Origin of the sequence: Enterobacter cloacae complex sp. P12RS (assembly GCF_014895875.1) — a bacterium.
Taxonomy (GTDB): domain Bacteria; phylum Pseudomonadota; class Gammaproteobacteria; order Enterobacterales; family Enterobacteriaceae; genus Enterobacter; species Enterobacter bugandensis.
On the sequence record NZ_JADBQO010000018.1, the window covers coordinates 21,364 to 33,658 of the forward strand.

At 60.0% G+C, this 12,295-nt stretch carries 13 protein-coding genes; 2 read left to right on the plus strand and 11 right to left on the minus strand.

Annotation, left to right across the window (positions count from 1 at the left end; translation table 11 throughout):
• Positions 1-127 precede the first annotated feature (127 nt).
• From hpaA to hpaG, 8 genes are read right to left on the minus strand one after another with little or no spacing between them, the layout of a single operon-like run.
• Complete coding sequence (hpaA, locus tag IM284_RS12320; protein ID WP_047367274.1) at positions 128-1,018, minus strand: 4-hydroxyphenylacetate catabolism regulatory protein HpaA; 891 nt, start codon at positions 1,016-1,018, stop codon at positions 128-130.
• Entirely contained in the window at positions 990-2,333 is a 1,344-nt protein-coding gene (gene hpaX / locus IM284_RS12325) for a 4-hydroxyphenylacetate permease (protein WP_047367275.1), read from the minus strand. Before hpaX ends, hpaA begins: the two co-directional genes overlap by 29 nt.
• A gap of 21 nt (positions 2,334-2,354) precedes the next feature.
• Positions 2,355-3,149 carry a 4-hydroxy-2-oxoheptanedioate aldolase gene (gene hpaI / locus IM284_RS12330; protein WP_047367276.1) on the minus strand — a complete coding sequence of 265 codons (795 nt, stop codon included), beginning with the start codon at positions 3,147-3,149 and terminating at the stop codon, positions 2,355-2,357.
• Positions 3,150-3,159: 10 nt separating this feature from the next.
• Positions 3,160-3,963 carry a 2-oxo-hept-4-ene-1,7-dioate hydratase gene (gene hpaH / locus IM284_RS12335; protein ID WP_047367277.1) on the minus strand — a complete coding sequence of 268 codons (804 nt, stop codon included), beginning with the start codon at positions 3,961-3,963 and terminating at the stop codon, positions 3,160-3,162.
• Between the two features lie 8 nt (positions 3,964-3,971).
• The gene (locus IM284_RS12340; protein WP_047367278.1) at positions 3,972-4,352 is read right to left on the minus strand and encodes a 5-carboxymethyl-2-hydroxymuconate Delta-isomerase; all 381 of its coding nucleotides are present in this window, start codon (positions 4,350-4,352) and stop codon (positions 3,972-3,974) included.
• A gap of 9 nt (positions 4,353-4,361) precedes the next feature.
• On the minus strand, positions 4,362-5,213 hold the full coding sequence (gene hpaD, locus IM284_RS12345) for a 3,4-dihydroxyphenylacetate 2,3-dioxygenase (RefSeq protein WP_041911312.1): 852 nt from the start codon (positions 5,211-5,213) through the stop codon (positions 4,362-4,364).
• Between the two features lie 2 nt (positions 5,214-5,215).
• Positions 5,216-6,682 (minus strand): 5-carboxymethyl-2-hydroxymuconate semialdehyde dehydrogenase, encoded by a 1,467-nt coding sequence (gene hpaE / locus IM284_RS12350; protein ID WP_047367279.1) that lies wholly within the window; start codon positions 6,680-6,682, stop codon positions 5,216-5,218.
• Positions 6,679-7,956, minus strand: a complete 1,278-nt coding sequence (gene hpaG / locus IM284_RS12355; RefSeq protein ID WP_047367280.1) for a 4-hydroxyphenylacetate degradation bifunctional isomerase/decarboxylase — start codon at positions 7,954-7,956, stop codon at positions 6,679-6,681. Before hpaG ends, hpaE begins: the two co-directional genes overlap by 4 nt.
• A gap of 271 nt (positions 7,957-8,227) precedes the next feature.
• Here hpaG and hpaR point away from each other — a divergent pair, with 271 nt between their 5' ends.
• Positions 8,228-8,668: a homoprotocatechuate degradation operon regulator HpaR gene (gene hpaR, locus IM284_RS12360; RefSeq protein WP_047367281.1), complete on the plus strand. Its 441-nt coding sequence runs from the start codon at positions 8,228-8,230 to the stop codon at positions 8,666-8,668.
• A gap of 83 nt (positions 8,669-8,751) precedes the next feature.
• Positions 8,752-10,416, plus strand: a complete 1,665-nt coding sequence (tsr, locus tag IM284_RS12365) for a methyl-accepting chemotaxis protein (RefSeq protein ID WP_045259638.1) — start codon at positions 8,752-8,754, stop codon at positions 10,414-10,416.
• A gap of 92 nt (positions 10,417-10,508) precedes the next feature.
• Here the strand turns inward: tsr and IM284_RS12370 are convergent, their stop codons facing one another.
• Genes IM284_RS12370 through IM284_RS12380 form a run of 3 tightly spaced genes read right to left on the minus strand, consistent with a single transcriptional unit; the run spans position 10,509 to position 12,260 of the window.
• Positions 10,509-11,015 (minus strand): GNAT family N-acetyltransferase, encoded by a 507-nt coding sequence (locus IM284_RS12370; RefSeq protein WP_193055820.1) that lies wholly within the window; start codon positions 11,013-11,015, stop codon positions 10,509-10,511.
• Between the two features lie 29 nt (positions 11,016-11,044).
• A complete protein-coding gene (locus IM284_RS12375; RefSeq protein WP_041911308.1) occupies positions 11,045-11,518 on the minus strand; it encodes a hypothetical protein in 474 nt (157 codons plus the stop codon).
• Position 11,519: 1 nt separating this feature from the next.
• A complete protein-coding gene (locus IM284_RS12380) occupies positions 11,520-12,260 on the minus strand; it encodes a winged helix-turn-helix domain-containing protein (protein WP_041911307.1) in 741 nt (246 codons plus the stop codon).
• Positions 12,261-12,295 lie beyond the last annotated feature (35 nt).

A 12,295-nucleotide genomic window follows, 5' to 3' on the forward strand; every position in this document is an offset into this window, starting at 1 on the left:
AGGGGCGGAACGTGAAGGGACGTTTGGGACAACGGCGGGTACTTTTCGGGCGGGATTGGGATTTGTGATCTGTGCGGGTTTTTGGCGGGTGGCGCTGCGCTTACCCGCCCTACATACCGTGATGCGTTCAGGAAACCGGTACTTTCTGCGCCCGATACGCGCTGGGCGAGCAACCCGTCAGGCGATTGAAAAACCGGGCGAAATAGGCCGGATCTTTAAATCCCAGCTGCCAGGCAATCTCGCTGACCGCGCTGTCGGAAAACAGCAGCAGGCGCCTGGCCTCGCGCAGCTGCCGGTCGAAGATCAGCCGTTTCGGCGAGCGGTTGGCGAAGCGGCGGCAGATGTCCGTCAGGCGGGATTCGGTCAGGTGCAGTTCGCTGGCGTATTCCGGTACCGTCCAGTGCTGGTGATAGTGGGTGTCGATCAGCTGGGTAAAGCGCTGGAAAAGCTTCAGCTCGCCGCGCATGCCGCCTGACGCGTGGTCGTCGAGCTTCGCGTTGCGCAGCAGCAGGGTAAATACCGCCTGTGCCAGCAGGACCAGCGTATGCTCACGGCCCGGCAGCTGTGCCGTGGATTCCCGGGCAATGAGCTGCCAGTAGTGCTTCAGCGCCGTCAGCTCGTCAGGCTTGTCGGCAAGCGACAGACAGATCCCCGGCAGGCCGAACGCTTCCCGCGTGCCGGGGTAGAGCACCTCCAGCAGCGGCCAGATGAGATCCTCGCGCACCGTCAGCACGTGCCCGTCGCTGTCGGATTCGGTGATAAACGCGTGCGGCACCGACGGTGGCGTCAGCACAAACAGCGGCGCCTGCACCGAATAGCGGTGGTCGTCGAGCTGGAGCTCAATCTGCCCGGTGTCGAGAAAGTGCATCTGAAAATACTGATCGTGACGGTGCGCCTGCATGTCGCGGCCAAAAAAGGCCGCCATGCGGGCGAACGACTGATAGTGCACGTCGTCGGTGCCCAGGCTTTCGTCGTACTCCTTGCTGATATCAATGTTGGCGATAGGGCTCTGGCACATGATCGTTCCTCTGTTGAACCCGCTGCGTCATCGGGATGCGCGTCAGCACCAGCGCGCCGACCACCAGCAGACCCGCCACGAACCACAGCCCGGAGCTGAAGCTGCCGGTCGCGTCGCGCAGGATCCCAATCAGCAGCGGGCTGACGGCGGATCCGACGTTACCGATGGCGTTGATCACCGCCAGCGCCACCGCGCGGGATTGCAGGCTAATAACCTGGTCCGGCGTGGTCCAGAATATCGCCATGGCGGTAAACGATCCGGTTGAGGCCATGATGATGCCAAGCAGCTGGATCAGGCTGTGATCGGTCGCGGAGGCCAGCATCCATCCCGCCGCTGCAAACAGGTACGGCAGGATGGTGTGCTTTTTTCGCTCTTTCAGCCTGTCGGAGCGGCGGCTCCACCAGATCATCCCGAGGATGGTACAAAACTGCGGGATCGCCGCCAGCAGGCCAATCACGATATTGCTGCTGCCGGTGTTGAAGCTTTGCAGGATCTGCGGCGTCCAGATGTTGATTGCGCTGAGCGTATTGGTCAGACAGAAGTAGGCCAGCGTGTAGAGCAGCACGGCGGGCGTAAGCACCTCGCGCAGCGTCGAGCGCGGCGTGACGGATTGGGCGATGGCGATCTCCTGCTCGCGGGCGATCATCGTTTTCAGCGCCTGCTTTTCGTCCTCATCCAGCCAGGTGGCCTGGTCCGGCGTGTCGTTGAGGTAAAACCAGGTCACCACGCCGAGCATCACCGACGGCAGCCCCTCCAGCAGAAACAGCCACTGCCAGCCCTTCAGGTTCCACAGCCCGTCCATCGCCAGAATATACCCGGAGAGGATCGAGCCGAGCATCATGGTCACCGGCATGGCGATCATAAACAGCGCGTTGGCGCGGGCGCGGTGATAGGCCGGGAACCACCAGGTGAGATAGACCAAAATCCCCGGCAGGAAACCGGCTTCCGCAATGCCCACCAGCATGCGCAGGACGTAAAGCGTTTCGGGGCTGGTAGCGAACATGGTGCAGGTGGAGGCAATGCCCCACACCACCATGATCCCGGCGATCCAGCGGCGTGCGCCGACCTTCGCCAGCATGATATTGCTGGGGATCCCGCACAGCACGTAGGTGACGTAAAACAGGGTCGCGGCCAGGCCAAACATGGTCGACGTGAGGCCCAGATCTTTGCCCATCGTCAACCCGGCAAAGCCGATGTTAATGCGATCGAGAAACGAGAAAACAAACAGGATAAAGAGAAACACGATCAAACGACGGAACAGCTTATTCATTGCGCGATGTTCTACATCTTTATTATGCAGGGTTGAGGTCGTCATGTTGCGCTCCACATCGTACGTTTAGTAGACGGATTTATTGTTATCAACTGCTGTGGTGACGTCGGTAAAGCGGGCCGCCAGCGCTTCGGCGCTGCGGGCGAGCAGGGTGGTATCCACACCGACCGCCACAAACAATGCGCCGAGGCCGAGATAGCGTTTCGCCAGCTGTTCATTCGCCATCAGGATGCCGGGCGCTTTGCCCGCGCGGAGGATCTGCGCGATCGCCTGCTCGATGGCGGCCTGCACCTCCGGATGCTGCGGATTGCCGGCAAAGCCCATGTCGGCGCTCAGATCCGCCGGGCCGATAAACACGCCGTCGACGCCTTCCACGTCCAGGATCTGCGGCAGGTTTTTCAGCGCCTCGCGGGTTTCGATCTGCACCAGCACGCACATGGCGTCGTTAGCCTGATGCAGGTAATCCGGGATGCGATTCCAGCGCGACGCGCGCGCCAGGGCGCTGCCGACGCCGCGAATGCCCGCAGGCGGGTAGCGGGTGGCGCTTACCGCCAGCCGCGCCTCGTCAGCGTTTTGCACCATCGGCACCAGCAGGGTTTGCGCCCCCACGTCCAGCAGCTGCTTGATCTGCACCGGATCGTTCCACGACGGGCGCACCACCGGCTGGCTGGGATAAGGGGCGATGGCCTGGAGCTGGGTCAGGACGGTCTGCACGCTGTTCGGCGCGTGCTCGCCGTCGATCAGCAGCCAGTCAAAACCGGCCCCGGCCAGCAGCTCTGCGCTGTAGCTGCTGGTCAACCCCAGCCATAAACCGATTTGCGGGAGGCCCGCCTTCAGCGCCGCTTTGAATGCGTTTTGCATGGTCGCCTCCTTACACAAAGCGACAGCTGATGGAGCCCATGTTGCCGTAGTCAACATGGAAGGTGTCGCCCCTGCTGGCGGCAACCGGACGGGTAAACGAGCCGCCGAGGATGATTTGTCCGGGCTCAAGCTGCACGTCGTACGGCGCGAGCTTGTTCGCCAGCCACGCCACGCCGTTCGCCGGGTGGTTAAGCACGCCAGCGGCGACGCCGGTCTCTTCGATCACGCCGTTGCGGTAGAGCAGGGCGGAGATCCAGCGCAGATCCAGCGCGTCGGGCTTAATCGGACGACCGCCGAGGATCACCCCGGCGTTGGCGGCGTTGTCGGAGATGGTGTCGAACACCTTGCGCGGGCGCTGGGTCTCCGGATCAACGTTGTGGCAGCGGGCGTCGATCAGCTCCAGGGCGGGAATGACGTAATCCGTGGCGTTGTAGACGTCGAAGATCGTGCAGTTCGGGCCGCGCAGCGGTTTTGCCAGCACGAAGGCCAGCTCCACTTCGATACGCGGGACGATAAAGCGATCGACGGGAATGTCGCTGCCGTCGAGGAAGAACATGTCGTCCAGCAGCGTGCCGTAGTCCGGCTCGCTAATCTGCGAGCTGGCCTGCATCGCTTTCGAGGTGAGGCCAATCTTGTGGCCTTTCAGCACGCGGCCTTCGGCAATTTTCAGGCTCACCCATTCGCGCTGTACGGCGTAGGCGTCTTCGATGGTGATCTCCGGGTACTCCAGCGAGATCGCGCGGATCTGCTCCCGGGACTGTTCCGCCTGATGCAGGCGCTGGGCGATCAGGGTATGGGTGTGTTTGTCCAGCATAAAAGACCTCAGCGAAAGAGCGCGTGCACGTTGTTTTGTTTGTAATTGAGCGTCGGATGCAGCTCGTCCAGCTCAAACGACAGCGCCAGATAGCGCTCCGCCATCAGCCCCGCGAAGTGGGTTTTGATCAGCGCAAACAGCATCTCCCCCACGGCTTCCCGGCTCTCCAGGCTGCGCCCGGCGCCGATCTTCAGCGTCATATGCACAAAGGCGTAATCATGCTTACCGTCCGCCATCTGCCAGGTGTCCAGCCAGTGGGCGCGGCTGCGGATGCCGCCGAGCGGGAAGATGCCCGTGGCGGCCAGCGCCTCGTTCACTTTGGCGAACAGACCCGGCAGGTCGGCCTGCCCGCGGATGTTGTCGGTACATTCAGCAATAAAGTGCGGCATAACGACTCCTTATGCGGGCAGCGGGAAAACGGCGTTGACCTGGCCGGTGCCGGAGCTGGCGAACAGCTCAGTGAGGAACTCCACCTTGCCGTCGTATTTATCCCAGCCCAGCATCCCCAGCAGCATCACCGTGTCGTGCATGTTCCCCTCGCCGTAGCAGTAGTCGGCGTACTCCGGCAGCATGCTGCAAAACTCTTTAAACTGGCCTTCGCGCCACAGCTTGACCACCCGCTCGTCCATCTGACGGTCGAACTCGCGGGTGTAGCTGTTCATCCCTTCTTCCGCACGCTGGTCGTCGATAAAGCGGTGCGAGAGCGAGCCGCTGGCGAGCACCGCCACGGTGCCGTCGTACTTTTCGATGGCGCTGACGATGGCCTCGCCCAGCCTGCGGCTGTCGGCGAAATCGTGAACCGTGCAGAACGCGGAGATGGAGATCACTTTGAAGTGCTTATCCGCGTTCATGTAGCGCATCGGCACCAGCGTGCCGTACTCCAGCTTGAGGCTCGGGATGTTGTGCGCCTTGGCGCGCACGCCGAGCTTCACCGCTTCGTCGGCGATCAGCTGCCCGAGCTCCGGGTTGCCGTCGTAGTCGTAGGTCATGTCGCGGATAAAGTGCGGCAGCTCGTTACTGGTATAGACGCCTGAAAAATGATCCGCACAGTTGATGTGGTATGCGCTGTTTACCAGCCAGTGGGTGTCGAACACGATGATGGTGTCTACGCCCAGCTCGCGGCAGCGCTTGCTGATCTCTTTATGCCCGTCGATGGCCGACTGGCGGCAGCCGTGGTTTTTCCCCGGCAGCTCGGAAAGATACATCGACGGCACGTGGGTGATTTTTGCCGCTAACGCTAGCTTGCCCATTGTCAGATCCCCCATTTTGGAATCGGATGGTCGCCCATGGAGATGCAGACGTTCTTCATCTCCGCGAACACTTCAAAGCTGTACTCGCCGCCCTCGCGGCCGGTGCCAGAGGCCTTCACGCCGCCAAACGGCTGGCGCAGGTCGCGCACGTTCTGGGTGTTCACGAACACCATGCCCGCTTCAATGCTGCGCGCCAGGCGCAGCACCTTGCTGACGTCCTGGGTCCAGATGTATGACGCCAGGCCGTACTCCACGTCGTTCGCCAGGCGCAGGCCTTCCGCCTCGTCCTTAAACGGCAGCAGGCAGGCCACCGGCCCGAAGATCTCCTCCTGCGCAACGCGCATGCGGTTGTCGACGTCCGCCAGCACCGTCGGGCGCAGGAAGTTGCCGCCTTTCAGGTGTGCAGGCAGATCGGTCGGTTTGTCCGGGCCGCCCGCCAGCAGGGTGGCGCCTTCCTCGATGCCGAGGCGGATATAGCCGGAGACTTTCTCCCAGTGCTGCTGGCTGATGAGCGCGCCAATCTGGGTGTTCGGATCGGTCGGATCGCCCACGCGCAGGCGATTGGCGCGTTCGGCGAAGCGCTTGACGAACTCCGGGTAAATGCTCTGCTGGATGAAGATGCGCGAGCCCGCTGTGCAGCGCTCGCCGTTGATGGAGAAGATGGTGAACAGCGCGGCGTCCAGCGCGCGCTCGATGTCCGCATCTTCAAAAATCAGCACCGGGGATTTGCCGCCCAGCTCCATGGAATATTTCTTCAGCCCGGCGTTTTTCATGATGTTGCGCCCGGTGGCGGTGCCGCCGGTGAAGGAGACAGCGCGCACGTCGTGGTGGCGCACCAGCGCGTCGCCTGCCGTCGCCCCGTAGCCCTGCACCACGTTCAGCACGCCCGCCGGAATGCCCGCCTCCAGCGCCAGCTCGCCCAGACGGTCGGCGGTCAGCGGCGAGAGTTCAGACATCTTCAGTACCGCGGTGTTGCCCAGCGCCAGGCACGGCGCGACCTTCCAGGTGGCGGTCATAAACGGCACGTTCCACGGCGACACCAGCGCGCAGACGCCCACCGGCTGCACCAGCGTGTAGTTGAGCATTTTGTCGTCGACCGGGTAGGTTTTGCCGTTCATCTGCTGGCACACCTCGGCGAAGAACTCGAAGTTGTGCGAGGCGCGCGGGATCAGCACATTTTTGGTCTGGTGGATCGGCAGGCCGGTGTCGGCGGTTTCCATGGCGGCGATCTCGGGCACGTTCTGGTCGATCAGATCCCCCAGGCGACGCATCAGGCGCGCGCGCTCCTTCATCGGCAGGTTGGCCCATTTCGGGAACGCCTCTTTAGCGGCGGCAACGGCCTGATGAATTTCCGCTTCACCGCCGGAGGCGACTTCCGCTAATACCTCGCCGGAGGCCGGGTTAGTGGTATGGAAGTACTCGCTTCCGGCGACGTTTTTACCGTTGATCCAGTGGTTAATCTTTTTCATTTTGCAGTCTCCTCGCTGACAATCCGGTTCACCAGGCGGCCCACGCCTTCCACTTCCACCACCACTTCATCGCCCGGCACCACGTCGGACAGCCCCTTCGGCGTGCCGGTGGCGATCATGTCGCCCGGCTGTAGGGTCATAAAATCGCTCAGATACGCAATCAGGTAAGGAATGCTGAAAATGAGATCGGCGGTGGTGCCTTCCTGACGCAGTTCGCCGTTGACGTAGGTGCGCAGGGTTAAGTTATGCGGATCAGGAATGGCTTCTTTCGGCACGATGTTCGGGCTGATGGGGGTTAATCCGTCGCGGCTTTTGACCCGCAGGTTCGGGCGGTAGTAATTTTCCAGGTAGTCGCGGATGGCGTAGTCGTTGCAGACCGTGTAGCCCGCGACATACTCCATCGCCTCGGCTTCGCTCACCTTACGCGCGGTTTTACCGATGACCACCACCAACTCCGCCTCGTAGTGCATGTATTCGATATTGTTCGGGCGCACCGAGGTCTGGTTGTCGCCATTGAAGGTGTTCGGCGCTTTGATAAACACCAGCGGCTCGGTGGGCGGCTTGAAGTCCAGCTCGCTGGCATGATCGGCGTAGTTAAGACCGAGGGCGAACAGCGTGGCGTGTTCAGGCGTGCGGTGGGAAAGGGCGACGTCGCGCTCGTTCACCACCGGGTTTTCCAGCGGCGGGAAACCTTCTGCAAGAATGCGTACCCGATCGCCCGGGCGGATCTCCACGCGGCTTTGCGGCGTGCCGAGCAGGATCGCATCGCCGGGATTGAGGGTGGCGAATTCGCTCAGGGCGCTCAGCAGTTCGGCGGCGCTGCGCTGCAGATCGGCGGTGTTCCAGTGGTCCGCTTCGCGGCCGTTGATCTCGGTGATGATGGTCAGGTTGTCGACGTTATCAACGGCGGCCAGCTCGCCAAGCGGGCAAAAGCCGTCCCGGCATTTGGCCTTAATGGCCGGACGGTAGAAGCTCTCTTCCGGCAGGCTCACTTCGTTGGCCAGCGCGTACCCGGCGATGTAGGCTGCGGCGTCCTCTACGCGCACCCTGCTGGCGGTTTTACCCACAACCAGCGCCACCGTCGCGCCGCTTAACACCGTTTCCCCCTGCGGGAAAGGAATGGGCTCGCCCGCGCGAATCACCGTGTTGTGCGGTTTGATAAACCACACCGGCGTTTTTGGCGGCGTGTTGTAAGGGGCTTTTTCAAACGCCTCAGCCCAGGCTTCTTGCTGACTCTGGTGGTTCAGCGCGACGGCAAATACGGTACCTTTCATTCACCTACTCCTCACCCCGACGGTCCGGGTTATGATTTCATTAATATGTTAATGATCTGTTTTTATGCTTTTGCTGTTTATTTCGCAATCAGAAGTGAAGAATTTGTGATATGAATAACAATAAATTTACATTATGCATTTTAATCCTATGTAAATCAGTTGCTTAATAAAACAGAATGGTTTCTGTTAGACTTTCTGGCAGGAAACGTGTTGTTTATAAAAACATCTTTTATGAATTGTTTACTTGTTAATGATGTGAAGGGGAGAGGCTATGCATGATTCATTAACCATCGCGCTTTTGCAGGCGCGGGAAGCGGCGATGTCGTACTTCCGTCCGATTGTGAAGCGGCATAACCTCACCGAGCAGCAGTGGCGCATCGTGCGCGTGCTGGCTGAACATCCGTCGATGGATTTTCACGATCTGGCGTTTCGCACCTGTATTCTGCGCCCCAGCCTGACCGGCATCCTGACGCGCATGGAGCGCGACGGCCTGGTGCTGCGCTTAAAGCCGGTGAACGACCAGCGCAAGCTGTACGTGTCGCTGACCAAAGAGGGAAATGCGCTGTATGCGCACGCCCAGGCGCAGGTGGAGGAGGCGTATCAGCAGATTGAGGCGGAATACACCCCGGAGAAGATGAAGCAGCTGACGGCGCTGCTGGAAGAGTTTATTGAACTCGGGAACCGGCATAACGCAGCGCGGGAAGAAGAGTAAAAACCACAAATTCCAGGATGATTTTCGTAAAGTTTTCCCTTTCCAGGCCGAAAATTCTGTATCTGTCTGAGGAAAGAGAAAACATGTTAAACCGTATCAAGATTGTCACCAGCTTAATGCTGGTTTTAGCGATATTTGGCCTTTTACAACTCACATCCGGTGGTCTTTTCTTTAATGCTCTGAAGAATGACAAAGAGAATTTCACCGTCCTGCAAACCATTCGTCAGCAACAATCCACCCTTAACGGGAGCTGGGTTGCGCTGCTGCAAACCCGTAATACCCTGAACCGCGCGGGCATCCGCTACATGATGGATCAGAACAATATCGGCAGCGGCGCGACCGTTAACGATCTGATGCAGATTGCGTCTGCCTCGCTGAAACAGGCGGAAAAAAACTGGGCTGACTATGAAGCCCTGCCGCGCGACCCGCGTCAGAGCGACGCCGCTGCGCTGGAAATTAAACGTAACTACGATATCTACCACGGTGCGCTGGCTGAGCTAATTCAGCTGCTGGGGGCGGGCAAAATCAACGCCTTCTTCGACCAGCCGACCCAGAGCTACCAGGATGGATTCGAGAAGCAGTACGTGAGCTACCTGCAGCAGAACGACAAGCTGTACCAGATGGCGGTTGAAGACAGCAACAGCTCTTACACTCAGGCTATCTGGGTGCTGATCAGCGTGCTGGTTGCCGTGCTGGTGGTGATTGTGGCCGTCTGGCTGGGTATCAAGCAGGCGCTGATCTCTCCGCTGACGCGTCTCATTGACAATATTCGCCACATCGCCAGCGGCGACCTGGTGAAGCGCATCGACGTGGAAGGCTCTAACGAGATGGGCGAACTGGCCGACTCGCTGCGTCATATGCAGGGCGAGCTGGTGCGTACCGTGGGCGACGTGCGTAACGGCGCGAACGCTATCTATAGCGGCGCGAGCGAAATCGCGATGGGCAATAACGACCTCTCTTCCCGTACTGAACAGCAGGCCGCTTCACTGGAAGAGACCGCTGCCAGCATGGAGCAGCTGACGGCGACCGTTAAGCAGAACGCCGAGAACGCCCGTCAGGCGAGCCACCTGGCGCTAAGCGCGTCTGAAACCGCGCAGAAGGGTGGCAAGGTGGTGGACAACGTGGTGCAAACCATGCGCGACATCGCGGGCAGTTCGCAGAAAATTGCCGATATCATCAGCGTGATCGACGGCATTGCCTTCCAGACCAACATCCTGGCGCTGAATGCGGCGGTAGAAGCGGCGCGTGCGGGCGAACAGGGCCGTGGATTTGCGGTGGTGGCAGGGGAAGTGCGTAACCTGGCCCAGCGCAGCGCTCAGGCAGCACGTGAGATCAAGAGCCTGATTGAAGACTCCGTGGGACGCGTGGAAGTGGGTTCAACGTTGGTGGAAAGCGCCGGTGAAACCATGGGTGAGATCGTGAACGCGGTGACCCGCGTGACCGATATCATGGGCGAGATTGCCTCTGCGTCCGACGAGCAGAGCCGCGGTATCGACCAGGTGGGCCTGGCGGTGGCAGAGATGGACCGCGTGACCCAGCAGAACGCCTCGCTGGTGGAAGAGTCTGCCGCAGCGGCTGCCGCACTGGAAGAGCAGGCAAGCCGTCTGACCCAGGCCGTGGCGGTGTTCCGCATTCAGCAGGAGCAGATGAAGGCGCGTGAATTCGCTTCGGCGAAAGCCGTTGCCGCACCGGTAATGACGCGTAAAACCGCTACTGCCGATGCAGGTGATAACTGGGAAACGTTCTAACGCCGTGCGTTGTGCCGGGTGGCGGCTGCGCCTTACCCGGCCCACTGTTCAGTGTTTTGTAGACCCGGTAAGCGCAGCGCCACCGGGCGATATTACAGAGGCAGGCGCATGGCGCAGCGCGTTTCATACGCTAAACCGTTCGCCGTCTCTTCTTCCCTTTTCTGACGCAATTCAGGCGTCAGCCTCGTCATCATTTCAAACCCCAGCCGCGCATAGAACGGCGCATTCCACGGTACGTCCCTGAACGTCGTCAGCGTCAGCGCGGTCAGACCCCTTTTACGGGCGCAATCTGCCACGCAGGCGATGAGCTGTCTGCCAATCCCTTTTCGCTGCCAGTCCAGATCAACCGAGAGTTCGACAATAAACAGTGATGACGGGTGGGCTTCGGCAAGGACAAACCCGACGGGCTGGTCGTTTGCCAGCGCCAGCCAACTGAGCCCGCGTTCGGCATAGTTGAGGTGTTGCTCAGCGGGAATGACCTCGCCGTCGGCAAGCCAGGCGAGTTCCGGGATGTCGCGGAATCGCCCGGCCGCCGCGCGTTCAATGGCGGACAGGGCGGCAACGTCGCTGAGGGTGGTGGGGCGAATGCGAATAGTCATGGCGGCAAGTATAGCCTGACCCGTCGACATTATTCCGAGCAGATCAGCACCGGCGAATAAAAATTGCTGATCACCAGCGCGTCTTCCGGCGTGCGCTCTATCGTCAGAAGCCTTTTATTGCCCAGCGTCAGGCCGGCAACGTATTTTTCAAAGACCCCGGGCGGCATCGCGTCATGGCTAAAGCGCTCCACTTTTTGAATGACGATCTCATACAGTTCGTCCTCCACGTGACGCCATTTAAACATCTCCTGGCGAGAAACCTCCCAGCTGCGCGGGGCATTCACCACGTTGCCGTTAACCGTGATGTACCCCGTTTTGTCGGGGTGAAAGCGCATAATGACCTCACCGTCAAAGGTGAAATTGTGGCTGTCGCGCTCGTCGGTAAACGTCAGGTTTCCGTCGCAGGTTACCGACAGCGGAGGCGTGTGAAAATACCACGCCAGCGCGGTGCCCAGCAGCAGCAGGTTGAGGATCAGGATTAGCCAAACTTTTTTCTGTCTCATATCACCACTCGTAATAGTAAAGCGTACGACAGGCGCTGGCTTTACCCCGCGTGAGGGAGCATTGGGAGAGCACCAGCCGCCCTTCGTGGCCGTAGAAAAGCGTTCTCTGAATGTGCATGTAGAAAATCGAATTTTTCAGACACGGAAGGTGACCGTCCTTTTGAAGCGTTTGCGCGAGCGTAATCGCCTTCCCGTGAAACACGTCCGCCAGCGGCGTAAAGGTGTAAACCGGACAGGTGCCGATATGCGTCAGCAGATGGATCTCCCGCTGCGGGGCGTCTGGCTTGATGAGCACGATCCAGATGCTTAGCGCAACGACGACCAGCGTGAGCGCGCCGCAGAACAGCCATTCCGGGCGAACGCGCCATGCAGGTTTCACCGTTTTGGCGATCGGGGGGGCCTCCTCCAGCGGAGTGACGGTGACGTCTGCGCTGAGCATAAAGCCCGTTTTCGGTACGGTAACGATAAACAGCGCGTCGGGAAGCAGGGTCGCCAGCATCTTGCGCAGAATGCTGATGTACTGGTTTAAGGAGTTGTTAGATCCCTGGAGCCCTCGCCGATCCCAGACTTCCTGGAGAAAGGTTTCCCGTTCGACCACGTTCCCATGATGCTGAACCAGCAGCCTCATGATGGTATTGGCTGTGCAGGTGAGGAGCTGCGCATCCTCATCCGGCGCATTGATAAGAGAAACAGAGCCGTCCTCGTCGTTATAGACGATGGCGTCAGCAAGCAGGTATTTCATAAGTTGTTGTAATAAAAACAGAGATAATGAATGAA

What these genes read in the sequence shown, in the direction of transcription:
- hpaR (WP_047367281.1), top strand. Translation starts at nt 8,228, where the DNA reads ATGCATGATTCATTAACCATCGCGCTTTTGCAGGCGCGGGAAGCGGCG.
- IM284_RS12340 (WP_047367278.1), bottom strand. Translation starts at nt 4,352, where the DNA reads ATGCCGCACTTTATTGCTGAATGTACCGACAACATCCGCGGGCAGGCC.
- hpaH (WP_047367277.1), bottom strand. Translation starts at nt 3,963, where the DNA reads ATGCTGGACAAACACACCCATACCCTGATCGCCCAGCGCCTGCATCAG.
- hpaA (WP_047367274.1), bottom strand. Translation starts at nt 1,018, where the DNA reads ATGTGCCAGAGCCCTATCGCCAACATTGATATCAGCAAGGAGTACGAC.
- hpaE (WP_047367279.1), bottom strand. Translation starts at nt 6,682, where the DNA reads ATGAAAAAGATTAACCACTGGATCAACGGTAAAAACGTCGCCGGAAGC.
- hpaX (WP_047367275.1), bottom strand. Translation starts at nt 2,333, where the DNA reads ATGACGACCTCAACCCTGCATAATAAAGATGTAGAACATCGCGCAATG.
- IM284_RS12370 (WP_193055820.1), bottom strand. Translation starts at nt 11,015, where the DNA reads ATGACTATTCGCATTCGCCCCACCACCCTCAGCGACGTTGCCGCCCTG.
- hpaI (WP_047367276.1), bottom strand. Translation starts at nt 3,149, where the DNA reads ATGCAAAACGCATTCAAAGCGGCGCTGAAGGCGGGCCTCCCGCAAATC.
- IM284_RS12375 (WP_041911308.1), bottom strand. Translation starts at nt 11,518, where the DNA reads ATGAGACAGAAAAAAGTTTGGCTAATCCTGATCCTCAACCTGCTGCTG.
- IM284_RS12380 (WP_041911307.1), bottom strand. Translation starts at nt 12,260, where the DNA reads ATGAAATACCTGCTTGCTGACGCCATCGTCTATAACGACGAGGACGGC.
- tsr (WP_045259638.1), top strand. Translation starts at nt 8,752, where the DNA reads ATGTTAAACCGTATCAAGATTGTCACCAGCTTAATGCTGGTTTTAGCG.
- hpaD (WP_041911312.1), bottom strand. Translation starts at nt 5,213, where the DNA reads ATGGGCAAGCTAGCGTTAGCGGCAAAAATCACCCACGTGCCGTCGATG.
- hpaG (WP_047367280.1), bottom strand. Translation starts at nt 7,956, where the DNA reads ATGAAAGGTACCGTATTTGCCGTCGCGCTGAACCACCAGAGTCAGCAA.